The 25,675-nt window shown below is 62.0% G+C and carries 19 protein-coding genes; 12 read left to right on the top strand and 7 right to left on the bottom strand.

What is annotated here, in order from left to right:
• Positions 1-91 precede the first annotated feature (91 nt).
• The 11 genes from HMPREF3173_RS24470 (at position 92) to HMPREF3173_RS21275 (ending at position 17,286) form a co-directional block, all read left to right on the top strand.
• Positions 92-268 carry a hypothetical protein gene (locus tag HMPREF3173_RS24470; RefSeq protein WP_003250005.1) on the top strand — a complete coding sequence of 59 codons (177 nt, stop codon included), beginning with the start codon at positions 92-94 and terminating at the stop codon, positions 266-268.
• Positions 252-3,227 (top strand): sensor histidine kinase, encoded by a 2,976-nt coding sequence (locus HMPREF3173_RS21230; RefSeq protein ID WP_168166402.1) that lies wholly within the window; start codon positions 252-254, stop codon positions 3,225-3,227. The genes HMPREF3173_RS24470 and HMPREF3173_RS21230 overlap by 17 nt, the downstream gene beginning before the upstream one ends.
• Before the next feature lie 4 nt (positions 3,228-3,231).
• Positions 3,232-4,686, top strand: a complete 1,455-nt coding sequence (locus tag HMPREF3173_RS21235; RefSeq protein WP_043210058.1) for a sigma-54-dependent transcriptional regulator — start codon at positions 3,232-3,234, stop codon at positions 4,684-4,686.
• 911 nt (positions 4,687-5,597) lie between these two features.
• Entirely contained in the window at positions 5,598-6,980 is a 1,383-nt protein-coding gene (locus HMPREF3173_RS21240; protein ID WP_070576476.1) for a polynucleotide adenylyltransferase PcnB, read from the top strand.
• 2 nt (positions 6,981-6,982) lie between these two features.
• The gene (gene folK, locus HMPREF3173_RS21245; protein WP_043210062.1) at positions 6,983-7,462 is read left to right on the top strand and encodes a 2-amino-4-hydroxy-6-hydroxymethyldihydropteridine diphosphokinase; all 480 of its coding nucleotides are present in this window, start codon (positions 6,983-6,985) and stop codon (positions 7,460-7,462) included.
• A 250-nt stretch (positions 7,463-7,712) separates the two neighbouring features.
• A complete protein-coding gene (gene panB / locus HMPREF3173_RS21250; protein ID WP_043210064.1) occupies positions 7,713-8,513 on the top strand; it encodes a 3-methyl-2-oxobutanoate hydroxymethyltransferase in 801 nt (266 codons plus the stop codon).
• Positions 8,510-9,373 (top strand): pantoate--beta-alanine ligase, encoded by an 864-nt coding sequence (gene panC, locus HMPREF3173_RS21255; RefSeq protein ID WP_043210067.1) that lies wholly within the window; start codon positions 8,510-8,512, stop codon positions 9,371-9,373. Before panB ends, panC begins: the two co-directional genes overlap by 4 nt.
• Before the next feature lie 141 nt (positions 9,374-9,514).
• Complete coding sequence (pgi, locus tag HMPREF3173_RS21260; protein WP_043210071.1) at positions 9,515-11,179, top strand: glucose-6-phosphate isomerase; 1,665 nt, start codon at positions 9,515-9,517, stop codon at positions 11,177-11,179.
• Positions 11,180-11,435: 256 nt separating this feature from the next.
• Positions 11,436-13,370, top strand: coding sequence for an acetate--CoA ligase (acs, locus tag HMPREF3173_RS21265; protein ID WP_070576479.1), 1,935 nt, complete (start codon positions 11,436-11,438; stop codon positions 13,368-13,370).
• 31 nt (positions 13,371-13,401) lie between these two features.
• Complete coding sequence (locus tag HMPREF3173_RS21270; RefSeq protein ID WP_070576680.1) at positions 13,402-14,271, top strand: oxygenase MpaB family protein; 870 nt, start codon at positions 13,402-13,404, stop codon at positions 14,269-14,271.
• 78 nt (positions 14,272-14,349) lie between these two features.
• Complete coding sequence (locus tag HMPREF3173_RS21275) at positions 14,350-17,286, top strand: DUF748 domain-containing protein (protein ID WP_070576481.1); 2,937 nt, start codon at positions 14,350-14,352, stop codon at positions 17,284-17,286.
• A 117-nt stretch (positions 17,287-17,403) separates the two neighbouring features.
• Here the strand turns inward: HMPREF3173_RS21275 and HMPREF3173_RS21280 are convergent, their stop codons facing one another.
• Positions 17,404-17,817 (bottom strand): VOC family protein, encoded by a 414-nt coding sequence (locus tag HMPREF3173_RS21280; RefSeq protein WP_043210077.1) that lies wholly within the window; start codon positions 17,815-17,817, stop codon positions 17,404-17,406.
• 60 nt (positions 17,818-17,877) lie between these two features.
• On the opposite strand from HMPREF3173_RS21280, the gene HMPREF3173_RS21285 reads away from it, so the two are divergent.
• On the top strand, positions 17,878-18,192 hold the full coding sequence (locus HMPREF3173_RS21285; protein ID WP_070576483.1) for a heme-binding protein: 315 nt from the start codon (positions 17,878-17,880) through the stop codon (positions 18,190-18,192).
• Between the two features lie 111 nt (positions 18,193-18,303).
• On the opposite strand, the gene HMPREF3173_RS21290 is transcribed toward HMPREF3173_RS21285, so the two are convergent.
• The 6 genes from HMPREF3173_RS21290 to infB form a co-directional block, all read right to left on the bottom strand.
• Positions 18,304-18,657 (bottom strand): BON domain-containing protein, encoded by a 354-nt coding sequence (locus tag HMPREF3173_RS21290; protein WP_043210081.1) that lies wholly within the window; start codon positions 18,655-18,657, stop codon positions 18,304-18,306.
• 255 nt (positions 18,658-18,912) lie between these two features.
• Entirely contained in the window at positions 18,913-21,018 is a 2,106-nt protein-coding gene (pnp, locus tag HMPREF3173_RS21295) for a polyribonucleotide nucleotidyltransferase (protein ID WP_043210083.1), read from the bottom strand.
• Positions 21,019-21,269: 251 nt separating this feature from the next.
• Positions 21,270-21,539: a 30S ribosomal protein S15 gene (gene rpsO, locus HMPREF3173_RS21300; protein WP_011532144.1), complete on the bottom strand. Its 270-nt coding sequence runs from the start codon at positions 21,537-21,539 to the stop codon at positions 21,270-21,272.
• A gap of 149 nt (positions 21,540-21,688) precedes the next feature.
• Positions 21,689-22,606 carry a tRNA pseudouridine(55) synthase TruB gene (gene truB, locus HMPREF3173_RS21305; protein ID WP_043210085.1) on the bottom strand — a complete coding sequence of 306 codons (918 nt, stop codon included), beginning with the start codon at positions 22,604-22,606 and terminating at the stop codon, positions 21,689-21,691.
• Positions 22,607-22,609: 3 nt separating this feature from the next.
• A complete protein-coding gene (rbfA, locus tag HMPREF3173_RS21310; RefSeq protein WP_043210088.1) occupies positions 22,610-23,008 on the bottom strand; it encodes a 30S ribosome-binding factor RbfA in 399 nt (132 codons plus the stop codon).
• Positions 23,009-23,124: 116 nt separating this feature from the next.
• Positions 23,125-25,659, bottom strand: a complete 2,535-nt coding sequence (infB, locus tag HMPREF3173_RS21315) for a translation initiation factor IF-2 (protein WP_043210090.1) — start codon at positions 25,657-25,659, stop codon at positions 23,125-23,127.
• Positions 25,660-25,675: the final 16 nt, after the last annotated feature.

Raw genomic sequence — 25,675 nt, forward strand, 5'->3', positions numbered from 1 at the left:
TGCCGAGCGAGGATGAATCCCGCTAGCATCGTCCCAGCCATTTGCGCCAATAATAAGTCCAAGCCCGCAGCGCCCAACCTTCGAGGCCAGCATGTACATCTATCGTTTGGTCCTGCTTCTGGTCGTGGGGATCTACCTGTTTTCCCCGGCCATCATGGACTGGTGGATCGAGCCGACCGGTGCCTGGTACCGACCCTACCTGCTCTGGCTGATCCTCATCGTCGTCACCTTCATTTTGCAGAGCCAACGAGATGCCGATGAGCTTTAGCCTGACCCAGATGATCCTGATCAGCGCCGCCTACCTGCTGGTGCTGTTCGGTGTGGCCTGGATCAGCGAGCGTGGGCTGATCCCGCGTTCGATCATCCGCCACCCGCTGACCTACACCCTGTCCCTGGGCGTCTATGCCAGTGCCTGGGCCTTCTACGGCTCGGTGGGCCTGGCCTACCAGTACGGCTATGGTTTCCTGGCCTGTTACCTAGGGGTATCCGGGGCCTTCCTGCTGGCGCCGGTGCTGCTCTATCCCATTCTCAAGATCACCCGCACCTACCAGCTCTCGTCGCTGGCCGACTTGCTGGCGTTTCGCTTTCGCAGCACGTGGGCCGGCGCGCTCACCACCATCTTCATGTTGATCGGTGTGCTGCCCCTGCTGGCCCTGCAGATCCAGGCGGTGGCCGACTCGATCAGCATCCTCACCGGCGAGCCGGTCAAGGCTCGGGTAGCCTTCGCATTCTGCGTGTTGATCATCCTGTTCACGATCTTCTTCGGCTCGCGCCACATCGCCACGCGTGAAAAACACGAAGGCTTGGTGTTCGCCATCGCCTTCGAATCGGTGATCAAGCTGTTGGCCCTGGGCGGTATCGGTCTGTATGCGCTGTATGGCGTGTTCGGCGGTCCGCACCAACTGGAGGTCTGGCTGCTGCAGAACCAGACTGCGCTGGCCGCACTGCACACGCCGCTGCAGGAAGGTCCGTGGCGAACCCTGCTGCTGGTGTTCTTCGCCTCGGCCATCGTCATGCCGCACATGTACCACATGGCCTTCACCGAAAACCTCAACCCGCGCTCGCTGGTCAGCGCCAGCTGGGGCCTGCCGCTGTTCCTGCTGCTGATGAGCCTGGCCGTGCCGCTGGTACTCTGGGCCGGCCTGCGCCTGGGCGCGAGCACCAATCCAGAGTACTTCACCCTGGGCCTGGGCATCGCCGCCGATAACCCAGCGCTGGCCCTGCTCGCCTATGTCGGTGGCCTCTCTGCCGCCAGCGGGCTGATCATCGTCACCACCCTGGCCCTCTCGGGGATGGCCCTCAACCACTTGGTGCTGCCGCTCTATCAGCCACCGGCCGAGGGCAACATCTACCGCTGGCTAAAGTGGACCCGGCGCGCCCTGATCGTCGCCATCATCGCGGCAGGCTTCGTCTTCTACCTGACCCAGAACAATCACCAGAGCCTGGCCAACCTGGGCATCGTCGCTTTCGTCGCCACCTTGCAGTTCCTGCCGGGCGTGCTTTCGGTGCTGTACTGGCCGACCGCCAACCGCCGCGGCTTCATCGCCGGCCTGATGGCGGGCATCGCGGTGTGGATGGTGACCATGCTGCTGCCGCTGCTGGGCAATCTGCAGGGCTTCTATATCCCGCTGCTGGACATGATCTACGTGCTGGACGACACCAGCTGGCACATGGCAGCCATCGGCTCGCTGGCCGCCAACGTCCTGCTGTTCACCCTGATCTCGCTGTTCACCAATGCCAGCAGCGAAGAAGTCAGCGCTGCCGAGGCCTGCGCCGTGGACAACGTGCGCCGGCCACAACGGCGTGAGCTGCATGCCGCCTCGCCCCAGGAGTTCGCCACCCAATTGGCCAAGCCCCTGGGCGCGAAGGCCGCGCAGAAGGAAGTCGAGCAGGCCCTGCGTGACCTCTACCTGCCCTTCGACGAACGCCGCCCCTATGCCTTGCGCCGCCTGCGCGACCGCATCGAGGCCAACCTGTCGGGCCTGATGGGGCCGAGCGTGGCCCAGGATATGGTCGAGACCTTCCTGCCCTACAAATCGGGCAACGAGAACTACGTCACCGAAGACATCCACTTCATCGAAAGCCGCCTGGAAGACTACCACTCGCGCCTGACCGGCCTCGCCGCCGAGCTCGATGCCCTGCGCCGCTACCACCGCCAGACGCTGCAGGAGCTGCCCATGGGCGTGTGCTCTTTGGCCAAGGACCAAGAGATCCTGATGTGGAACAAAGCCATGGAAGAGCTGACCGGCGTGGCTGCCATGCATGTGGTCGGCTCGCGTCTGGTCACTGTCAGCGAGCCTTGGCGCGGGCTGTTGCAGAACTTCATCAACATCCCCGACGAACACCTGCACAAGCAGCGCCTGGCCCTGGACGGACAGACCCGCTGGCTCAACCTGCACAAGGCGGCCATCGCCGAGCCCTTGGCACCGGGCAACAGCGGCCTGGTGCTGTTGGTCGAGGACCTGACCGAAACCCAGGCCCTGGAAGACAAACTGGTGCACTCAGAGCGCCTGGCGAGTATCGGTCGCCTGGCTGCGGGCGTGGCCCATGAGATCGGCAACCCCATCACCGGCATCGCCTGCCTTGCGCAGAACCTGCGCGAAGAGCGTGAAGGCGATGGCGAGATCATCGAGCTTTCCAGCCAGATCATCGAACAGACCAAACGCGTTTCGCGCATCGTCCAGTCGCTGATGAGCTTCGCCCATGCCGGCGGTAGCCACCAGAACAGCGAGGAGCCGGTGTGCCTGGCCGAAGTCGCGCAAGATGCCATTGGTCTGCTGGCGTTGAACCGGCGCAATTTCGAAGTACAGTTCTTCAACCTCTGCGACCCGGATCACTGGGCCGAGGGTGATCCCCAGCGCCTGGCCCAGGTGCTGATCAACCTGCTTTCCAACGCCCGCGACGCCTCCCCGCCCGGCAGCGCCGTGCGTGTGCGCAGCGCTGTGTGTGAGCACACTGTCGACCTGATCGTCGAGGACGAAGGCAGCGGAATCCCGAAAAACATCATGGACCGGCTGTTCGAGCCCTTCTTCACCACCAAGGACCCTGGCGAAGGCACTGGACTGGGGCTTGCTCTGGTCTATTCCATCGTGGAAGAGCATTATGGGCAAATCACCATCGACAGCCCGGCCGATATCGAACGCCAACGTGGTACCCGGATCCGCGTGACCCTGCCAAGGCATGTCGTAGCGACGTCCCCTGAAATTCGAGACCGTCGAGAGAATTGAATCAATGCCGCACATTCTGATCGTCGAAGACGAAACCATCATCCGCTCGGCCTTGCGTCGACTGCTCGAGCGGAACCAGTACCAAGTCAGCGAAGCCGGCTCGGTGCAGGAAGCCCAGGAACGCTTCAGCATTGCCACCTTCGACCTGATCGTCAGCGACCTGCGCCTGCCCGGCGCCCCGGGCACCGAGTTGATCAAGCTCGGCCAGGGCACACCGGTGCTGATCATGACCAGCTATGCCAGCCTGCGCTCGGCGGTCGATTCGATGAAAATGGGCGCGGTGGACTACATCGCCAAGCCCTTCGATCACGACGAGATGCTCCAGGCCGTGGCGCGCATCCTGCGCGACCGGCAGAACGCCCCGGCACCTGCCGCCGTCAGCGCCGCCGAGCCGCGCGCCAACGGCAAGGCAGTCGCCGCCGACAAGGCCAGCCCGGCCTCGGCCAACGGCGAGATCGGCATCATTGGCTCGTGCCCACCGATGCAGGACATGTTCGGCAAGATCCGCAAGGTCGCGCCTACCGACTCCAATGTCCTCATCCAGGGCGAATCCGGCACCGGCAAGGAGCTGGTCGCCCGCGCCCTGCACAACCTGTCGCGTCGCGCCAAAGCCCCGATGATCTCGGTCAACTGCGCGGCCATCCCGGAAACCCTGATCGAGTCCGAACTGTTCGGCCACGAGAAAGGCGCGTTCACAGGTGCCAGCGCAGGCCGTGCCGGCCTTGTCGAAGCGGCCGACGGCGGTACGCTGTTCCTCGATGAAATCGGCGAGCTCCCACTCGAAGCCCAGGCCCGCCTGCTGCGTGTGCTACAGGAAGGCGAGATCCGTCGGGTCGGCTCGGTGCAATCGCAGAAGGTCGATGTCCGTCTGATAGCCGCGACCCATCGCGACCTGAAGAACCTGGCCAAGGCAGGGCAGTTCCGCGAAGACCTTTATTACCGCCTGCACGTGATTGCCCTGAAGCTTCCGGCCCTGCGCGAGCGCGGCAGCGACGTCAACGAAATCGCCGATGCCTTCCTGGCCCGCCAGAGCGCTCGCATCGGCCGAGACGATCTGCACTTCTCCGCCGAGGCCGAGCAAGCGATCCGTCATTACAGTTGGCCAGGCAACGTACGCGAGCTGGAAAACGCCGTGGAGCGCGCGGTGATTCTCAGCGAGAGCGCGGAAATCTCCGCTGATCTGCTGGGCATCGACATCGAGTTGAGCGGCCTGGAGGACGAAGGGCCGTTCGACACCGCTCCGGCCGTGGCCGGCGCCGGTACCAACAACGCCAGCCATGAACCAACCGAGGACTTGTCCCTGGAAGACTACTTCCAGCATTTCGTCCTCGAGCATCAGGATCACATGACCGAGACCGAGCTGGCCCGCAAGCTGGGCGTCAGCCGCAAATGCTTGTGGGAACGACGTCAACGCCTGGGTATCCCACGGCGCAAGAGCAACGCCACCAGCGACAATTGATTTGCCCCTCCCCGCTATAGAGGCAGGAGGGTTTTCTCCTGCCTGCGCCTCCCTCCCCAAAACACCACGCAGCTCGTGAGAAGCCCACTGTCTTGTGGTGCTCGCACGGGCCTATTCGTGGACGAACCCGCCCCTACAGGTACAGCGTGTCGATGAATGCGCCACAGCCCCCTGCGGGAGCGGGTGCAACGAAGAAACCTACTCGCCGCACTGGCACCGACGTTGCCGGTGTTCCTGGGTAACAGCGCAATTGCCCAAGGAATCTGTTACCCCACCCGCCCAGGCGTAACATCAGCCGAGGCGTACGGTAACGAAATTTCGACATTTTCTGCATGACACCCAAAGCACAGAACCCGCAAAGCCTTGATTTTGCTGGGTTTAGCAAAGTTGGCACGGCACCTGCTATATGTCTGGTACAAGAACAATAACAAGCACTGCAATCCAGAATAAGAACAAGACGAAACGGCTCACGCACAATAAAAACAAGACGGCGGAGGCGCAGCTAACTGATTCTTTTGGAGAGGAGTTGTGTTTGGGGCTTGCCCCACAGCCAGGCAGAGAACAACAAAAACTGCACTAAAAAGCAGCGCCTGAACTGGTTGGATCGAACGATCAGCATAACATCAGCGACCAAAGCAATCCGTTTGCTCTTCACCCCCGGGTTGGGGGTCGTCCACAAGCTTTGAGATTTGTGGGCAGGGCATCAACAAAAACAAGAAGCCCGGCAGAAAAACAATAAGAGCACGCAACGACTTTCCTGGGGAGCTTCGGCTCCCCATGTCGTTTCTCCCCCTCCAGCATCACCTCCAAAGCAGCGCCTACACCATTCCCCGAGTAAATGCTAGAATCCCCGCCCATCATGCGGCCATTCTCCTATTCTTGGCCGAACATTCCTTCAAACAGTGCATCCCATGCTGAAGAAGCTGTTCCAGTCGTTCCGTCCTCCTATCCGTGGTCAGCACCACAGGCGCACCACGCCTGAAGTGATCAACAAGAGCCAGCACTCGCTGCAACGCAGCCAGTTCAGCCGCCACGCGGTGAGTATCGTCGAGCGCCTGCAAAGCGCCGGTTACCAGGCCTATCTGGTCGGCGGCTGCGTCCGCGACCTGCTCCTGGGTATCAATCCCAAGGATTTCGACGTCGCCACCAGTGCCACTCCCGAGCAAGTCCGCGCGGAGTTTCGCAACGCTCGAATCATTGGCCGCCGCTTCAAGCTGGTCCACGTGCATTTTGGCCGTGAGATCATCGAAGTCGCCACTTTCCGAGCCCATCACTCCGAAGAAGATCAAGGCGATAGCCACCGCTCGTCGCACAATGCCAGCGGGCGCATTCTGCGCGACAACGTTTATGGCACCTTGGAAGACGACGCCCAGCGTCGTGACTTCACCATCAACGCGCTGTACTACGACCCGGTCAGCGAGCGCATCCTCGACTATGCCAACGGCGTGCACGATATCCGCAACCGCCTGCTGCGCCTGATCGGTGATCCTACCCAACGCTACCAGGAAGACCCGGTGCGCATGCTGCGAGCCGTGCGCTTTGCCGCCAAGCTCGATTTCGGCATCGAAAAGCACACGGTTCAGCCGATCCGCGACCTGGCTCCGCTGCTGCGAGAGATCCCGCCAGCGCGCCTGTTCGAAGAAAGCCTCAAGCTGTTCCTTTCCGGCCAAGGCGCAATCACCTTCGAAATGCTGGTGGACCTGCACCTGTTCGACCCGCTGTTCCCGGCCAGCGCCCATGCGCTGGAAGAACGCCCGACCTACACCCACACTCTGATCAGCCAGGCGCTGTCCAACACCGACCTGCGCGTCAAGCAAGGCAAGCCGGTCACTCCGGCCTTCCTGTTCGCTGCCCTGCTCTGGCCGGCGCTGCCGGGCCGCGCGCTGTACCTGCAAAGCCAGGGTGTGCCGCCGATTCCGGCCATGAACAACGCCGCCCACGACCTGATCGCCGAACAGTGCGCACGCATTGCGATACCTAAGCGTTTCACCCTGCCGATCCGCGAGATCTGGGACATGCAGGAGCGTCTACCACGCCGCAGTGGCAAGCGCGCCGACATGATGCTCGACAACCCACGCTTCCGCGCCGGCTACGACTTCCTGTTACTGCGCGAAAGCGCCGGCGAGGAAACCGACGATCTGGGCCAATGGTGGACCGACTATCAGGACGCCAGCGACAGCGAACGTCGCGACATGATCCGTGACCTGGGCAGCCGCGACGACGGTGCAGCGCCACGCAAACGCAAGCGCAGTGGCAGCAAGCGCAAGCGCAGCGGCGACGAAAACTGGGATTGAACATGACGACCCGCGCCTACATTGGCCTGGGCAGCAATCTGGCCGAGCCCGCCGAACAATTGCGAAGCGCCCTGCAGGCGCTGGACAACGTCGAAGGTACCCGCCTGGCAGCGACCTCGGCTTTCTATACCAGCGACTCCCTGCTCCCCGGCCAACCGCGCTACACCAATGCCGTGGCCGCCGTGGACACCCATCTCGCGCCACTGGCATTGCTCGATGCCCTTCAGGCCATCGAGCTTGACCAAGGCCGCGAGCGCAAGGAGCGCTGGGGGCCACGTACCCTCGACCTGGACGTCCTGTTGTTCGGCGACCAAGTCATCGACGTGCCACGCCTCAAAGTCCCGCATTACCACATGCAGGCGCGCCCTTTCGTGCTCTATCCCCTGGCTGAACTGGTACCCGCCGATTTCCACCTTGCCGACGGCCGTAGCCTGGCGCAATTGCTCGAAGCCTGCCCCTTCGTGGGTCTGGAACGCCTGTAATCCGGGCGTTTCGGACAACGGTAACGCCAGTAACACCCTGATCGTAACAATGCGGTAACAGGGTGATTGACTTCCCCCCCCTCGCTCACGACTATAGGCGTCCCGTGGCACCAAAGTGCCGCCTTTTTACCTATTTAGGCTCGGACGGACCTGTGCCCGAACATCACACACGATGATGTGCCGCTCCGGAAGATGATTACACGCGTTGTACGCAGTCGTTTTTCACAGCGCCTGAACGAGGATTTCCTACATGCCTGAAGTAACCCTGACCACCCTGCACGGCCTCAAGGCCAAGGGTGAGAAAATCGCCATGCTGACGTGCTACGACGCGACCTTCGCCAAGGCCGCCTGCGCAGCCGGCGTGGAAATACTGTTGGTGGGTGACTCCCTGGGCATGGTCCTGCAGGGCCATGACAGTACCCTGCCGGTCACGACCGCCGAAATGGCCTACCACACTGCCTGCGTCAAGCGCGGCAACGAGGGCGCCCTGATTCTCGCCGACCTGCCGTTCATGGCCCATGCCACACCCGAACAGGCCTTCGCCAACTGCGCCACCCTGATGCAGGCCGGCGCCCACATGATCAAGCTCGAAGGCGCCGCCTGGCTGGCCGAGACCATCCGCCTGCTGGCCGAACGTGGCGTGCCAGTGTGCGCGCACATGGGCCTGACCCCGCAGACCGTCAATGTGCTAGGCGGCTACAAGGTTCAGGGCCGCCAGGAAGCCCAGGCTCGGCAAATGCGTGCCGACGCCATCGCCCTGGAACAAGCCGGTGCGGCCATGCTGCTGCTCGAATGCGTGCCCAGTGACTTAGCCGCCGAGATCACCCAGGCGGTCAGCATCCCGGTCATCGGCATCGGTGCCGGCAGCGCCACCGACGGTCAGGTGCTGGTCCTGCATGACATGCTCGGGCTATCCCTGAGCGGGCGTGTGCCCAAGTTCGTGAAGAACTTCATGGAAGGCCAGCCGGATATTCACAGCGCCCTGGCTGCCTACGTGCAAGCGGTCAAGGCAGTCAGCTTCCCAGGTAGCGAACACGGGTTCAGCGCATGAATACAGTCAAGACCGTCCGAGAACTGCGCGCCGCCGTGGCACGCGCCCGCGGCGAAGGCAAGCGGATCGGCTTCGTGCCGACCATGGGCAACCTGCACAGTGGCCATGCCGCACTGGTGACCAAAGCCGCCCAGCGTGCCGATTTCGTGGTCGCGAGCATCTTCGTCAACCCGCTGCAGTTTGGCGCTGGCGAAGACCTGGACAAATATCCCCGGACCCTCGCCGCCGACCAAGAGCGCTTGCTCGAAGCCGGGTGTCACCTGCTGTTCGCGCCCACCGTCGAGGAGATGTACCCCGACGGCATGGCAGTGCAGACGCGCGTCAGCGTGCCGCAACTGTCCGAAGGCTTGTGTGGCGCCAGCCGCCCTGGCCACTTCGAAGGCGTCGCCACTGTGGTCAGCAAGCTGTTCAACATGGTCCAGCCCGACCTTGCAGTGTTCGGCGAAAAGGACTTCCAGCAGTTGGCGGTGATCCGCGCCATGGTGCGCGACCTGAACATGCCGATCCAGATCATCGGCGAGCCCACCGTGCGCGCCGAGGATGGCCTGGCGCTGTCATCGCGCAACGGCTACCTGAGCCCGGAGCAGCGCGCTGCTGCGCCCGCGCTGTACCGAACCTTGAAGACCATGGCCGAGGCCATCACCAAGGGCCAGCGTGACTATCCCGCTTTGATTGCCGAGGGGCAGGTGCAACTGGTTGCCGCTGGGTTCCGCCCAGACTACCTGGAAGTGCGCCACGCCGTGACCTTGCGCCCGGCAATGATCGATGACCGCGACCTGGTGATCCTGGCTGCGGCCTACATGGGCACTACCCGCTTGATCGACAACCTGTACCTGCACCTGGACGAAAAGACTGCGTGATATCTGGGGCGGGAGCTCGTGAGGGGGCGCAAAGCCCCCCATTCCTTCCTGACAGCCAATGCCTATAATGATGGCCAGCCTGCAACTGCCAGCAACTGTCTGTTGTCCAAGGCCCATCACGCACCAAGGAAAGCATCCGCAATGGCGTATTACCGTACCCCCCACGATGTGACGGCGCTGCCCGCCTGGCAGGCGCTCCAGCAACACCGCGACGCCATGCAGGGTTTCAGCATGCGCGAAGCCTTCGCAGCCGATCCCAAGCGCTTCGATCAGTTTTCCCTCAGCAGCTGCGGCCTGTTCCTCGACTACTCGAAAAACCTGATCACCGAGCAGACCCGTGATCTGCTGGTGAACCTGGCCAACCAGGTCGGGTTGGCCGATGCCATCAAGTCGATGTTCAGCGGCGAGATCATCAACGCCTCCGAAGGTCGTCCGGTCCTGCACACCGCCCTGCGCCGCCCGGTGGGCGACAAGCTCAGTGTCAATGGCGTCAATGTGATGCCGGAAGTACACAAGGTCCTTAACCAGATCACCGAACTGGTGGGCCGTATCCATGACGGCCTGTGGCGCGGTTACAGCGAAAAGCCCATCACCGACGTGGTGAACATCGGTATCGGCGGCTCCTTCCTGGGGCCGGAGCTGGTCTCCGAAGCCTTGCTGCCCTACGCCCAGCGTGGCGTGCGCTGCCATTACCTGGCGAACATCGACGGCAGCGAGTTCCATGAGCTGTCGGCCAATCTGCGTGCCGAGACCACCCTGTTCATCGTCTCGTCCAAATCGTTCAACACCCTCGAAACCCTGAAGAACGCCACCGCCGCGCGTACCTGGTACCTGGCCCAGGGCGGTTCCGAGGCCGAGTTGTACCGCCACTTCATCGCGGTATCGAGCAACAAGGCCGCCGCCGTGGCCTTCGGTATGCGCGAAGAGAATATCTTCCCGATGTGGGATTGGGTGGGTGGGCGCTACTCACTGTGGTCGGCCATCGGCCTGCCGATCGCACTGGCCATCGGCACCGCAAACTTCAAGGAGCTGCTGTCCGGGGCCTACACCATGGACCAGCACTTCCAGACCACGCCGTTCGATAAGAACATGCCTGTGCTGCTGGCCCTGCTGGGCGTGTGGTACGGCAACTTCTGGGGCGCCCAGAGCCACGCGATCCTGCCGTACGACCATTACCTGCGCAACATCACCAAGCACCTGCAGCAGTTGGACATGGAATCCAACGGCAAGAGCGTGCTGCAGGACGGCACCCCGGTGAAAACCGATACCGGTCCGGTGATCTGGGGCGGCGTCGGCTGCAACGGCCAACACGCCTACCACCAGCTGTTGCACCAGGGCACCCAGTTGATCCCGGCCGACTTCATCGTCCCGGTGGTGAGCTTCAATCCGGTGGCCGACCACCACCAGTGGCTGTACGCCAACTGCCTGTCCCAGAGCCAGGCGCTGATGCTCGGTAAGACCCGCGAGGAAGCCGAGGCCGAATTGCGCGCCAAAGGCCTGAATGAAGCGGACATCGAGAAGCTGGCACCGCACAAGGTGATTCCGGGCAACCGCCCGAGCAATACCTTGGTGGTAGAGCGCATCAGCCCTCGTCGCCTCGGCGCGCTGGTGGCCATGTACGAACACAAGGTGTTCGTACAGAGCGTCATCTGGGGCATCAATGCCTTCGACCAGTGGGGCGTGGAGTTGGGCAAGGAGTTGGGCAAGGGCGTATACCAACGCCTGGTCGGCAGTCTCGAAGACAGCGCTGAGGATGGCTCCACCCAAGGCCTGATCAACTACTTCCGCGGTCGCCACCGCGGTTGATATAGGGTCGCTTTCACGGTGCTGCATATCACTCGCAGATGTGCCCAGCGCCCCGTGGGAGCGGCTTTAGCCGCGAGTGCCGACCCGGCCTGTGCCATGCACCGGTACGCCTGCTTCGCGGCTAAAGCTCCACAGGTACGCTGACCACGCAACTCAATCACCGGGGCGCCCCTCCAGGGAACACCCCTACCTTCTACACTGTCCATCGAATAGCCGCTGCAGTCCCTCGCCCCTCACAAGAGCAGGACAACCCGCCATGTTCGATATCCGCAACTACCCCCAGGCCCTGGCCGTGAGCCAGTCCGCCGCTCTCTCCCCCGACGACTACCAGCGCCTCTACCGCCAGTCGATCGAAGATCCCGATACCTTTTGGGCCGAACAGGCCAAGCGCCTGGACTGGATCAAGCCTTGGTCGAGTGTGCAGCAATGCGATCTGAAGACCGGCAAGGCGCGCTGGTTCGACGGTGGCCAGTTGAACGTCAGCTACAACTGCATCGACCGCCACCTGGCCACCCGCGGCCAGCAGACGGCATTGCTGTGGGAAGGTGACGACCCCAAGGACGCCAAGGCCATCACCTACCGCGAGCTGCACCGCCAGGTCTGCCGTCTCGCCAATGCCTTGAAGGCCCGTGGGGTGAAGAAAGGCGATCGTGTGTGCATCTACATGCCGATGATCCCTGAGGCGGCCTATGCCATGCTCGCCTGCACCCGCATAGGCGCCATTCACTCGGTCGTGTTCGGTGGTTTCTCACCCGATGCCCTGCGTGATCGCATTCTGGACGCGGACTGCCGCACGGTGATCACCGCAGACGAAGGGGTTCGCGGCGCCAAGCGCATTGCGCTCAAGCAGAACGTCGACAAGGCCCTGGCCAGTTGCCCGGCGGTCAGCACCGTGCTGGTGGTACGCCGCACCGGGGCCGATATCGCCTGGAGCGAGGGCCGTGATCTCTGGTATCACGAGGCCACGGAACAGGCCGATGACGACTGCCCGCCCGAGGCCATGGAAGCTGAAGATCCACTGTTCATCCTCTACACCTCCGGCAGTACCGGCAAACCCAAGGGCGTGCTGCACACCACCGCTGGTTACCTGCTGCAGGCCACGCTGACCTTCAAGGTGGTGTTCGACTATCGTGATGGTGAGGTGTTCTGGTGCACCGCCGATGTCGGCTGGGTCACCGGCCACAGCTATATCGTCTACGGCCCCCTGGCCAACGGCGCCATCTCGCTGATGTTCGAAGGCGTGCCCAATTACCCGGACACCTCGCGCTTCTGGCAGGTGGTCGACAAACATCAGGTGAACATCTTCTACACAGCCCCCACCGCCCTGCGCGCACTGATGCGCGAAGGTTCGGCGCCCCTACAGAACACCTCCCGACAAAGCCTGCGCCTGCTCGGTAGCGTGGGCGAGCCCATCAATCCGGAAGCCTGGGAATGGTACTTCGAGGCGGTGGGCCAGAAGCGCTGTCCCATCGTCGATACCTGGTGGCAGACCGAGACCGGCGGCATCATGCTCAGCCCGCTGCCAGGCAACACCCACCTCAAGCCGGGCTGCGCTACGCAACCTTTGTTTGGCGTGCAACCGGTGCTGCTGGACGAAAAAGGCAAGGTCATCGAAGGCCCAGGCGCAGGCCTGCTGGTGATCAAAGCCAGTTGGCCCGGGCAGATCCGCAGTGTCTATGGCGACCATCAACGCATGGTCGACACCTATTTCAAGCCCATGCCCGGCTACTACTTCACCGGTGACGGCGCCCGTCGCGATGCCGATGGCGATTATTGGATCACCGGGCGCGTCGACGATGTGATCAACGTTTCCGGCCACCGCATCGGCACCGCCGAAGTCGAAAGCGCTCTCGTGCTCCACGACAGCATCGCCGAGGCCGCCGTGGTCGGCTACCCGCACGACCTCAAGGGCCAGGGCATCTATGCCTTCATCACGCCCATGAACGGCGTCACCCCGGACGACGCGCTCAAGAACGAGTTGCTGGCCTTGGTCAGCAAGGAGATCGGCAGCTTCGCCAAACCCGAGCTGATCCAGTGGGCGCCGGCATTGCCCAAGACCCGCTCGGGCAAGATCATGCGGCGTATACTGCGCAAGATCGCCTGCAACGAGCTGGACAATTTGGGCGATACCTCAACCCTGGCCGACCCGAGCGTGGTCCAGGGCTTGATCGACAACCGCCTCAATCAATAGACGGCCGCCCATGGCGGCCTGCGGGACCGCCATGGAAGCCTTACGCCGCCGCATCGAAACCCAGGTCATGAGCCTCACCGGGCTGGCCCTCGGCCAGCTCGACCTGGAATCCCCCAAAGGTGACCCGGGCCTGTTCGGCCCGCAGAGCATCAGTTGGCAGGTGCACGGCGACTTCCCCAGCATGCTCGTCGGCGGGATCAGCGCCTTGATGCTGCAACTGCTGCACCCTTTGGCCCTGGCTGGGGTGTGGGATCATTCCAACTTCCGCCAGGACCTGCTCGGTCGCCTGCGCCGCACCAGCCAGTTCATCTCCGGTACCACGTTCGGCTCGACCCGCGATGCCGAATGGCTGATCGAAAAGGTCCGCACCATCCACCTCAAGGTGGTCGGCACCGCCCCCGACGGACGCCCCTATGCCGCCAGCGACCCCGACCTGCTGACCTGGGTCCATGTCGCCGAGGTCAGTAGCTTCCTGGCCGCCCACCTGCGCTATCGCAACCCCCGTCTCAGCCGCGAGGCTCAGGACGCCTACTACAACGAGATCGCCCTGATCGCCGAACGCCTGGGGGCACGCGATGTGCCGCGCTCGTGTCAGGCAGTCGAAGACTACTTGCAACGCATGCGCCCACAGCTGCTGTGCGACGCACGCAGTCATGAGGTGGTGGATATCCTGCTTGATGCCCCAGCCCCCAGCCGCATGGCGCAACCGGTTGGTAAATTGATGCTCAATGCCGGCATCGACCTGCTGCCGGGCTGGGCCCGCGATATGCTCGATCTGCACCAGAATCCTCTTCAACAGCGCATGATCCGCCTAGGCATCAATCGCATCGCTCCGGTGCTGCGCTGGGCCATGCGTAACGGCTCGGCACACCGGGCAAGACGACGTATGGGACTCGAGTGAGGTTTTTGGTCGCTTCGTCGGAACCGTTTTAACGTGCCATACTCCAAGGCACCCCGCTTCAGACAGATGACGTCTTACATGCCCAAAGGATTGACGCGCGCCTTCGGCGCCATGCTGGCCCTCGTGGCCCTGTACAGCCTGCTTGGCTTTCTCATCATCCCCGGTGTCGGCCTGCGCATCGCCAACCAGCAACTGGCGCAATACGCCACGGTGCCGGCACACCTGCAACGTATCGAGTTCAACCCGTTCAGCCTCGAGCTCACGCTCTGGGGTCTGCAGATCGGCGAACCGGGCAAGGAGCAGGTGGGCTTCGAACGCCTCTATGCCAACCTCTCGCTCGACAGCCTGTGGACCAAGGCCCTGCACTTGGAGGCTGTCGAGCTGGACAAGCCACGCAACGAGGTGCTGTTCGCCAAGGATGGCAGCCTCAACCTGACCCAGCTGTTCAAACTGCCGCCCAGCGAGCCCAAACCTGAGGAGCCCGCAGGCGACCCCTTCCCGCTGCGCATCGACAGCATCAAGCTCAACGAAGGCTATTTGCACTTCCAGGACCTGCGACCGAGTGAACCCATCGAGTTCCTCTACGACTCCATGAACCTGGAACTGAAGAACCTCAGCACCCTGCCCGACGACAATGCCGACATGGCGTTGGTCGCCATTGGCCCCAATGGTGGACGCATCGACTGGAGCGGTACCCTGAGCCTGGCCCCAATCGCATCCGAAGGTACCCTCAAGGTCACCGAAGGCAGGATGAAAGCCTTCTGGCCCTATGTGCGCGATGCGGTCCCCCTGGTGCTGGAAGAAGGCGTGGTCAGCCTGGACACTCACTACAAGCTCAACCTGTCCAAGGAAACTGAGCTGCTGCTGGACAACACCTCGGTGCGCGTCGCCCCCTTCGCCATCAAGGCACCGGACGGACGCCCGCTGGCGCGTCTGGCCAGTCTGGACGTGAGCGAAACCTCCATCGATTTGGCCAAACAACAGGTCATCGTCGGCAAGATCCGCAGCGAAAAGCTCGAGACCTGGGCCGCGCTCGAACGCGACGGCCAGCTTGACTGGCAAAAGCTGTTCGCCAGTCAGCCGGCCAAGGCCACCCCGAAGGAAAAAGCCGAACCTGCCGCTGCCGAGCCGAGTGCCGAGGAAAAGGCCGCCAAGGAGCCGAGCAAGCCCTGGCAGGTGCTGCTCAAGGATGTGCAACTACGCAACTATCAGGTACACCTGGCCGACCGTAGCCAGAAGGAGCCTGTGGCACTGGATGTGGGCCCGCTCAACGCCGACCTGCAGAACTTCGACAGCCTCAACCAGTCGCCCTTCACACTCAAGCTCGACACCGGGGTCGGCAAGCAAGGCAAGCTGCAGGCGGCCGGCCAGGTCAATCTGGCGCCGGTCACCGCCAAGCTGGATGTCAGCACCCGTGACATCGACTTGCGCGTGGCCCAGGCCTATATCAGCCCGTTCATCCGCCTGGAATTGCGCAGCGGCATGCTTTCCAGCGACCTGAAGGTCGACCTCAAGAGCACCGAGCCACTGGCCTTCAGCGTCGGCGGCAAGGCCCAAGTCAGCCAGCTGCACACCTTGGACACCATCAAAAATCGCGACTTCGTCAAATGGCAGCAACTGGATCTGAGCGGTCTGTCGTATGTCCATGGCGATGCCCTGTCGATCGACAAGGTGGCGCTGTTGCAGCCCTATGCACGCTTCATCATCAATGAAGACCGCACCACCAACGTCGACGATCTGCTGATCCCTCAACCGGCCAGCGCACCCGCAACCAGTCAAACCAAGCCGGCCACTGCCAGCACTGACAAGCCGCTGGGCATCCGCATCGGTGGCATCGACATCAACGATGGCTCGGCCAACTTCGCCGACCTCACCCTGACCCCCAACTTCGCCACCGCCATCCAGCAGCTCAACGGCCAGATCGGCACCATCGACAACCGCAAGCCGGCACCGGCCAAGGTCGATGTGAAAGGCAAGGTCGATCGTTACGCACCGGTGACCATCAAAGGTGCGCTCAACCCGTTCAACCCACTGGCCAGCCTGGACATCGCCACCAGCTTCAAACGCGTCGAGCTGACCACGCTGACGCCCTACTCCGGAAAGTTCGCGGGCTTCCGCATTCGCAAAGGACGACTGAACCTGGACCTGCACTACCTGATCACCAACGGCCAACTCAAGGCGGAAAACAAGGTGGTGGTCGAGCAGCTGCAGCTGGGTGAGAAGGTCGACAGCCCCGATGCCGTGGACCTGCCGATCCGCCTGGCAGTCGCCCTGCTCAAGGACACCGAAGGCAAGATTTCCATCGAGCTGCCGGTGACCGGCGATCTGAACAATCCACAGTTCAGCGTCATGCCGATCATCTGGCAAACCTTGCGCAATCTGGTGCTGCGCGCAGCCCAGGCACCGTTCAAGTTCATCGGCGGACTGATTGCCGGCGGTGGCGCCGAGGATCTGGGTAATGTGGCGTTCGCGCCAGGCTCCAGCGACCTCAGTGCCGACGCTCAGTCCGCATTGGACAAACTGGCCAGTGCGCTCAAGGAACGCCCGGAGCTGCGCCTGGAAATCGAAGGCACCAGCGCTCAGAGCAGCGATGGCCCGCTGATCGCCAAGCAACGCCTGGAGCGCGAGTACCAGGCGACCTGGTACAAGATCCTCCAGCGCCGCGGCGACAAAGTGCCGGCCAATGCATCGATGCTGGTGGTCGACGACAGTGACAAACCGGCGATGCTCGAGGGTATCTACCGCGCCCGTCTCAAACAGCAACCTCCGGCCGAATGGCAACAACTGAGCCGCGACGAGCGCACCGCCAAGCTGCACGATGCGGTGATCAAGTCCTGGGCTGAAAGTACCGCGCTGTTGCGTCAGTTAGGCCAGGATCGGGCCGGCAGCATCAAGGACTACCTGGTAGATAAAGGTCAGCTGGAAGACGACCGGGTGTACTTCATCGATACCAATCTGGGCCAGGCTGAGAGTGACGGGCGGGTCATCACGCCACTGCACTTGGATGCCGAGTAACCCGCCGCTACAGGCACCTGCAGCCCCTTGGCCGGAGGTGTCATCTTCGCGAGAAAACCCGCTCTTACAGAGGATTTAGTGGCCCTGTAGGAGCGGACCTACCCGCAAACCCCAGGTTCAGACCAGCCGCTGTCCGGAAACCGCCGGGTGATACAGCGGCTGCACCTTGTTGCCGGCCGGGTCGAGGACATGGAAGCTGCGTGCACCATCGCCATGATCGAACGGGCGATCCAGCAGGGTCACACCGTGCGCCTTGAAGTACAGGTACCAAGCGTCCAGCTCCTCCACGCTGTCGACAATGAACCCATAGTGGTCCAAGGTCTGCAGGCCGTTGGCCGCACCCGCACCGCGCCCCAGGGACAGGTTGTCGTTACCGCAGGTCAGGTAGACCAGATCTTCGTGAGCCCGGTGCAGCACTTCCATACCAAGCAGGTCGACGTAGAAACGTTCGCACTCTTCCAGGTTGGGAACCAGCAGGGCGAGATGACGCAGACCATTCAGACGGCCAGGACGAGCGGGAAGATCAGACATGGACGCGGCTCCTTTTATGTATACAATTTACGAGCAAATTTAAAACAAAAGGATCGCTTTGTGTACAGCCTCTTCATCAAGACCCGTGTAAAGAATGGCAGCGCTGAACAATTTTTGGACGCCATCAAGGTCAATGCGGCGGCCTCGGTGGCCAATGAGCCAGGTTGTCTGGTGTTCGATGTGTCACAGGACCGTCTCGATCCGGACGTGATCTACCTCTATGAGATCTATCGCGACGACGCCGCGTACGAGGCGCACACCCAAACCGCGCATTTCCGTGACAGCCGGCCACTGGTGGAGCCGCTGATCGTCGAGCAGGAATGCTTCGAGAGCGATGTGATCGCTTTCAACCCTGTGCGTTTGGGCGGTGAATGAAAGTCGAAGGCCGCTGTGCAGCCCTATCGCTCGCGTCAACGCTAGCGATAGGGGCGCACAGCGGCCCTCTATGAAAAGGTGGCCAAATCCTTTTGGCCGACGGGACAATCCTTACTCGGTTTTCAGGCCGTCAGCCGACACAGCCTGGACACCCTTGATAGCCTTGGCGATGGCGATCGCCTGTTCTTTCTGCGAGGCGGTGATCGCCACGTCAGAGGACAGGGAGACCACACCCTTATTGGTCTCGACCTTGATGTCGCTGCCAGGGATGCCTTTCTCTGTCATCAGGTCGGCCTTCACTTTGGTGGTGATCCAAGTGTCTTTAGTCTCTTCCTTGGCCTTGGTCACTTCACCGGCCGCCAGCGTCATGGGGGACGACTGGGCGGGCTGCTGGGCAAATGCCGCATTAGCCATGGTCAGAGTCAGGGCGGTGGCAGTAGCGGCAGCAATGGCGAATTTCTTCATGTGAGTCACTCCTGTTGTTCGAAAGGTCTGCGCCGTGATTCCTGGCAGCAGGTAAACCTACCGTTGCATGTGCTGTGCCAGCTTTTCCTTATAAAAAATCTCTTTAAATTCAAATAGTTAAAATAATCGATTCGGATTGCCATCGTGCAATTTGCAAGACCAGGCAAAATCCTGCATGCAAGATGCAAGTGGACCAAGGAAAAATCGAGGCGAAAAAAAGGACCCTATTGGGTCCTTTCTTTCGCCTGAAGAGGCTTAGACGCCGGAGGCCTTGGCAGCCGCAACGTCCTTGATCGACAGTTTGATACGGCCGCGGTTGTCCACGTCCAGTACCAACACTTCGACTTCCTGACCTTCTTTCAGAACGTCAGTGACCTTCTCTACACGCGCATCGCTGAGCATGGAGATGTGCACCAGACCATCTTTGCCCGGCAGGATGTTGACGAAGGCGCCAAAGTCGACGATGCGCTCGACCTTGCCCAGGTAGATCTTGCCGATCTCGGCTTCAGCGGTGATGCCCAGGATGCGCTGCTTGGCCGCTTCGGCCGCTTCCTTGGTCTCGCCGAAGATCTTGATCGAACCGTCGTCTTCGATGTCGATCGAAGCCTTGGTCTCTTCGCAGATAGCGCGGATGGTCGCGCCGCCTTTGCCGATGACGTCACGGATCTTGTCGGTGTCGATCTTCATCGCCAGCATGGTCGGTGCGTTGGCCGACAGCTCGCTGCGCGACTGGGCGATGATCTGATTCATCTGGCCGAGAATGTTCAGGCGCGCTTCCAGGGCCTGGCCCAGAGCGATTTCCATGATCTCTTCGGTGATACCGTTGATCTTGATGTCCATCTGCAGTGCGGTAACGCCTTTGGCGGTACCAGCAACCTTGAAGTCCATGTCGCCCAGGTGGTCTTCGTCACCCAGAATGTCGGTCAGGACTGCGAACTTGTCGCCTTCCTTGACCAGACCCATGGCGATGCCGGCTACAGGCGCCTTCATCGGTACGCCTGCATCCATCAGTGCCAGGGAGGCACCGCAGACCGAGGCCATGGAGCTGGAGCCGTTGGACTCGGTGATTTCCGATACGACGCGGATGGTGTATGGGAACTCGCTGTCGCTCGGCAGCATGGCCTGGACGCCACGACGAGCCAGACGGCCGTGGCCGATTTCACGACGGCCAGCGCCGCCCATGCGACCGCACTCGCCTACCGAGAACGGTGGGAAGTTGTAGTGCAGCATGAAGGCGTCTTTCTTCTCGCCTTCCAGGGTATCCAGCAGCTGGGCATCACGGGCAGTACCCAGGGTCGCGACGACCAGGGCCTGGGTTTCGCCACGGGTGAACAGGGCCGAACCGTGGGTTTTGGGCAGAACGCCGACTTCGATGTTCAGCGGACGCACGGTGCGGGTGTCACGGCCGTCGATACGCGGCTTGCCGTTAACGATGTTCTCGCGGACGGTGCGGTATTCCAGTTCGCCGAAGATGTCCTTGATTTGGCCGGCGGTCGGGCCGGTTTCTTCGTTGGACAAACGGGCGACGGCCTGGTCGCGCAGCTCACCCAGACGGTTGTAGCGATCGGCCTTCAGGGTGATGGTGTAGGCCTGGGAGATGGCCTCGCCGAACTCGGCGCGCACCAGGTTCAGCAGCTCGGTGTTGGCTGGGGCTGGCTGCCAGTCCCAGGTCGGCTTGCCGGCTTGGGCAGCGAATTCCTTGATGGCCTGGATCACGGCCTGGAACTCGTCGTGAGCGAACAGCACAGCGCCCAGCATCTGGTCTTCGGTCAGCTCTTTGGCTTCCGATTCAACCATCAGTACAGCGGATTCGGTACCGGCCACGACCATGTCGAGGCTGGAGGCTTCCAATTGCTCGTAGGTTGGGTTCAGCAGGTAGCCGGTGCTTTCGTGGAAGGCAACGCGGGCTGCGCCGATCGGGCCTTCGAACGGGATACCGGAGATGGCCAGGGCAGCCGAAGTACCGATCATCGCAGCGATGTCCGGATCGGTCTTCTTGCTGGTGGAAACCACGGTGCAGACAACCTGCACTTCGTTCATGAACCCTTCAGGGAACAGCGGGCGGATCGGGCGGTCGATCAGGCGCGAAGTCAGGGTTTCTTTCTCGGAAGGTCGGCCTTCACGCTTGAAGAAGCCACCTGGGATCTTACCAGCGGCGTAGGTCTTTTCCTGGTAGTGCACGGACAGCGGGAAGAAGCCCTTGCCTGGATCTGCCTGCTTGGCACCGACCACGGTCACCAGCACGGTGACGTCGTTGTCGACGGTGACCAGCACGGCGCCGGTCGCCTGGCGGGCAATGCGGCCCGTCTCGAGGGTTACGGTCGACTGACCGAACTGGAATTTCTTGATTACCGGGTTCACGGTTTCCTACCTTTTTTCAGTGGCTCTGGGGGGAACTTGTTCTTGCGAATTCTTGGGCAGAACGGGGAATCGGCCCCATTGACCGTCCAGATACAACACGAGGCTGGGAGCCTGGCCGCTGCGCGGTAAAACCGCTCAGCACAACCAGGCTGCCAACCTCGGAGATACGCGTGGCGTGCCTGACGCGAGTGCTGCCAGGCAGCACTCCCGAAACCTGCGACACGCCATGCACACCACTGGCCAGGACGCTATTAGCGACGCAGACCCAGGCGACCGATCAGGGCGCTGTAACGAGTGGTGTCTTTGCCCTTCAGGTAGTCCAGCAGCTTACGACGCTGGTTAACCATACGGATCAGACCACGACGGGAGTGGTGGTCTTTCTCGTTGGCCTTGAAGTGGCCTTGCAGCTTGTTGATGTTGGCGGTCAGCAGAGCAACCTGCACTTCCGGGCTACCGGTATCGCCGGCGGCTTGCTGGTATTCGGCAACGATCTGAGCTTTTTCTTCAACGCTGAGGGCCATTTGGCTTCTCCTGATAAACGGATCCCGCGGACGGTCTCCAATAGGCCAGGGACGAATCCCTGTATTAATGAGAAGAGGTGTGACCGTGCCTATTAACAGCCACCCTCGGTTCCGTACGCTTGGGCCAGGGCTTGGACGTACGGTTTCGATCATTCCGACCGAATCAGTCGACGCGGCGCAATACGCCCGTCTTCGCTCACCTCACCGATACCGATGAAGCGTTCATTGTGATCCTGTACCCGGACCATGCCGAACTGCGGCGCATCCGGCGCACGAACCGCCTGGCCATGCAGCCAGTAGAACGCGCTGTGCTCAGAGAGACGCACCAGTGGCCAATCCTGCAATCCGCTGTCGGACGGCATCAGGAAGCGATCAAGCGCTTCGTTACCACCTTCGGCGTGGGCCTGCTCGAGCTCATCGAGGGTCACGGTCTGTGCCAGCTCGAAGGGGCCGGCCTGGGTACGGCGCAGTTGCGCGACGTAGGCACCACAGCCCAACGCCTCACCGATATCCTCCACCAGGGTGCGGATATAGGTGCCTTTGCTGCAACCGACCGACAGGCGAACCCGAGTGCCTTCGCACTCGATCAACTCCAAGCGGCTAATAGTAACAGAACGCGCCTCGCGCTCCACTACCTCTCCTGCACGTGCCAGCTTGTACAGCGGCTGGCCGTCACGCTTAAGGGCCGAGTACATCGGCGGTACCTGACTGATTTCACCGCGAAAACGTGGCAAAACAGCTTCGATATCTGCACGACCAACGGTCACATCGCGCGTTTGCAAGACCTCGCCTTCGGCATCGGCGGTACTGGTAGTCTGCCCAAGTTGCATGACTGTCTCGTAGCCCTTGTCGGAGTCGAGCAGGTACTGGGAGAACTTGGTAGCCTCGCCGAAGCACAACGGCAGCACGCCAGTGGCCAACGGGTCGAGGCTACCGGTATGGCCAGCCTTCTCGGCATTGAGCAGCCAGCGGACCTTCTGCAACGCGGCGTTGGAGGTGAACCCCAACGGCTTGTCGAGCAGGATGATGCCGCTTACGTTGCGGCGGATTCGTTTGACCTGAGCCACCGATTACTCCTCGGCGTCCGGCTTGTCGGCATCCTTGTGCAGGCGATCTTCCGCCACTGCACGCTCGATCAGCGCCGACAGGTGGGCACCGCGGCTGACGCTCTCATCGAAGTGGAAATGCAGCTGCGGTACGCTGCGCAGTTGCATGACACGACCCAGGTGCAGGCGCAGGAAACTCGCTGCACTGTTGAGGGCCTTGAGGGTCTGCGGCACGGCATCGGCGCCATCCTGGCCCATGACAGTGATGAAGACCTTGGCATGGCCCAGGTCACGGCTGACATCCACGGCGGTGATGGTCACCAGACCGACACGCGGATCCTTGACTTCACGACGGATCAGTTCGGCCAGCTCGCGCTGCATCTGATCACCGATGCGTTGGGTACGGCTATATTCTTTTGCCATTCTTGCTACCTGTAACTTAAAGCGGCAAACGCCCGGACAGGCTGGAGCCTGACCGGGCGTTACCTTCAGAGGCGCCGCAAACCGCCCAAGGGCGGGGCTTGCGCCCGGCACGGCCCTTACAGGGTACGTGCCACCTGGACTTTCTCGAAGACTTCGATCTTGTCGCCGACCTTGACGTCGTTGTAGCTCTTGACGCCAATACCGCACTCCATGCCCGAACGAACTTCTGCAGCATCGTCCTTGAAGCGACGCAGCGATTCCAGTTCGCCTTCGAAGATCACCACGTCCTCGCGCAGTACGCGGATCGGACGGTTGCGGTACACGGTACCCTCGATGACCATACAGCCAGCGATGGCGCCGAACTTCGGCGAACGGAACACGTCACGCACTTCGGCGACACCCAGGATGTTCTCGCGAACATCGCTGCCGAGCATGCCGGTCAGGGCCTTCTTGACGTCTTCGATGATGTCGTAGATCACGTTGTAATAACGCATATCCAGACCTTCCTGCTCGACGATCTTGCGCGCACCGGCATCGGCACGAACGTTGAAGCCGAACAGCACCGCGTTGGACGCCAGCGCCAGGTTGGCATCGCTCTCGGTGATACCACCGACACCGCCACCAATCACGCGCACCTGAACTTCGTCGTTGCCCAGGCCCGACAGCGAGCCCTGCAGCGCCTCCAGAGAACCACGCACGTCGGTCTTGAGGACGATGTTGAGCGTCTTCTTCTCTTCCTGACCCATGGTCTCGAAGATGTTTTCCAGCTTGCCGGCGTGAGCACGAGCCAGCTTGACCTCGCGGTACTTGCCCTGACGGAACAGGGCGACTTCACGGGCTTTCTTCTCGTCGGCGACCACGGACAGCTCGTCACCGGCTTCCGGAGTGCCGTCCAGACCGAGAATTTCGACCGGGATCGACGGGCCGGCTTCCTTCACAGGCTTGCCGTTCTCGTCGAGCATGGCACGCACGCGGCCATAGTTGGAGCCGCACAGGACCATATCGCCCTGACGCAGCGTACCGTCCTGAACCAGGATGGTAGCGACCGGGCCGCGGCCCTTGTCCAGGCGCGACTCGACCACGACACCACGACCAGGTGCGGTTGGCGTGGCGGTCAGCTCGAGGATCTCTGCTTGCAGCAACACGGCCTCGAGCAGTTCGTCGACACCGGTACCCATCTTCGCGGAAACCTTGACGAACGGAGTGTCACCACCCCAATCCTCGGAGGTCACGCCTTCAACAGCCAGTTCGTTACGAATGCGATCGATGTCGGCACCCGGCTTATCGATCTTGTTAACCGCAACCACCAGCGGAACACCGGCAGCCTTGGCGTGTTGGACGGCTTCGCGGGTCTGCGGCATCACGCCGTCGTCCGCCGCCACTACCAGGATCACGATGTCGGTGGCCTTGGCACCACGGGCACGCATCGCGGTGAACGCAGCGTGGCCAGGGGTGTCGAGGAAGGTGACCATGCCACGATCGGTTTCGACGTGGTAGGCACCGATGTGCTGGGTAATGCCGCCGGCCTCGCCTGCAGCAACCTTGGCACGACGGATGTAGTCGAGCAGCGAGGTCTTACCATGGTCGACGTGACCCATTACGGTCACTACCGGTGCACGCGGCTCGGTCTCGCCTTCGAACTTCAGCGATTCTGCCAGGGAGTCTTCCAGGGCAGTGTCGCTGATCAGGGTCACCTTGTGGCCCAGTTCTTCGGCTACCAACTGAGCGGTTTCCTGGTCGAGCACCTGGTTGATGGTGACCGGGGTCCCCAGCTTGAACATGAACTTGACGACTTCGGCGGCCTTGACCGACATCTGTTGTGCAAGTTCGGAAACAGTAATCGTCTCGCCGATGGTCACGTCACGGATGACTGGACCGGTCGGGTTCTGGAAACCATGCTGGTTGCGCTTCTTCGGCTTGCCTTTGCCACCGCGACCGCGACGGAAACCATCGCTCTCTTCGTCGGTGGTACGCGGGGCCGCGCGAGGGGTCGGCGCCTTTTCCTTTTCCTTGACCTTGACCTTGATGGAAACGCGCGGGGCTTCGCCACGGCGCTCACCACCACGACGGTCTTCGTCACGGACACGGCTTTCGTTGCGACGAGTCTCGTCCTTCTTGCGCTCAGCGGCACGCGCAGCGGCATCTTCGGACGCAGGTGCCTCGGCAACAACCGGAGCCGGGGCCGCTACCGCTGCAGGCGCAGCTTTCTCGACAGGCGCTTGGGCAGCGGTTTCAGCCGCTTGACGACGCGCCTGCTCCTCAGCGCGCTGGCGAGCTTCGGCGTCCGCCTTTTCGCGTGCGGCATTCTCGGCTGCACGGCGCTCCTCCAGCTCGCGCTTCTGCTCAGCCTGGATTTCCTCCGGGCTGCGCTGCACGAATACTTTCTTCTTGCGTACTTCTACGCTGATGCTTTTGCTACCGGCGACACGCAGGGTGCTGGTGGTCTTGCGCTGCAAGGTGATCTTGCGCGGCTCTTCCGCCTTGCTCTTGTGGCTGCTTTTCAGATGAGTCAGCAAAACCTGCTTCTCGTTATCGGTCACTACCTGACCGGCGTCGGTGTGCGGCAGACCTGCCTCACGCATCTGCTGCAGCAGGCGCTCTACCGGTGCCTCGACCTCTTGGGCCAGTTCTTTCACCGTGACTTGCGTCATGCACTTCTCTCCTCAG

Origin of the sequence: Pseudomonas sp. HMSC08G10 (genome assembly GCF_001808425.1) — a bacterium.
Taxonomy (GTDB): domain Bacteria; phylum Pseudomonadota; class Gammaproteobacteria; order Pseudomonadales; family Pseudomonadaceae; genus Aquipseudomonas; species Aquipseudomonas guariconensis.

Bases quoted from the DNA above. Each gene is read 5' to 3' on its own strand.
- HMPREF3173_RS24470 (WP_003250005.1), top strand. From the start codon at position 92: ATGTACATCTATCGTTTGGTCCTGCTTCTGGTCGTGGGGATCTACCTG.
- HMPREF3173_RS21230 (WP_168166402.1), top strand. From the start codon at position 252: ATGCCGATGAGCTTTAGCCTGACCCAGATGATCCTGATCAGCGCCGCC.
- HMPREF3173_RS21235 (WP_043210058.1), top strand. From the start codon at position 3,232: ATGCCGCACATTCTGATCGTCGAAGACGAAACCATCATCCGCTCGGCC.
- HMPREF3173_RS21240 (WP_070576476.1), top strand. From the start codon at position 5,598: ATGCTGAAGAAGCTGTTCCAGTCGTTCCGTCCTCCTATCCGTGGTCAG.
- folK (WP_043210062.1), top strand. From the start codon at position 6,983: ATGACGACCCGCGCCTACATTGGCCTGGGCAGCAATCTGGCCGAGCCC.
- panB (WP_043210064.1), top strand. From the start codon at position 7,713: ATGCCTGAAGTAACCCTGACCACCCTGCACGGCCTCAAGGCCAAGGGT.
- panC (WP_043210067.1), top strand. From the start codon at position 8,510: ATGAATACAGTCAAGACCGTCCGAGAACTGCGCGCCGCCGTGGCACGC.
- pgi (WP_043210071.1), top strand. From the start codon at position 9,515: ATGGCGTATTACCGTACCCCCCACGATGTGACGGCGCTGCCCGCCTGG.
- acs (WP_070576479.1), top strand. From the start codon at position 11,436: ATGTTCGATATCCGCAACTACCCCCAGGCCCTGGCCGTGAGCCAGTCC.
- HMPREF3173_RS21270 (WP_070576680.1), top strand. From the start codon at position 13,402: ATGGAAGCCTTACGCCGCCGCATCGAAACCCAGGTCATGAGCCTCACC.
- HMPREF3173_RS21275 (WP_070576481.1), top strand. From the start codon at position 14,350: ATGCCCAAAGGATTGACGCGCGCCTTCGGCGCCATGCTGGCCCTCGTG.
- HMPREF3173_RS21280 (WP_043210077.1), bottom strand. From the start codon at position 17,817: ATGTCTGATCTTCCCGCTCGTCCTGGCCGTCTGAATGGTCTGCGTCAT.
- HMPREF3173_RS21290 (WP_043210081.1), bottom strand. From the start codon at position 18,657: ATGAAGAAATTCGCCATTGCTGCCGCTACTGCCACCGCCCTGACTCTG.
- rpsO (WP_011532144.1), bottom strand. From the start codon at position 21,539: ATGGCCCTCAGCGTTGAAGAAAAAGCTCAGATCGTTGCCGAATACCAG.
- rbfA (WP_043210088.1), bottom strand. From the start codon at position 23,008: ATGGCAAAAGAATATAGCCGTACCCAACGCATCGGTGATCAGATGCAG.
- infB (WP_043210090.1), bottom strand. From the start codon at position 25,659: ATGACGCAAGTCACGGTGAAAGAACTGGCCCAAGAGGTCGAGGCACCG.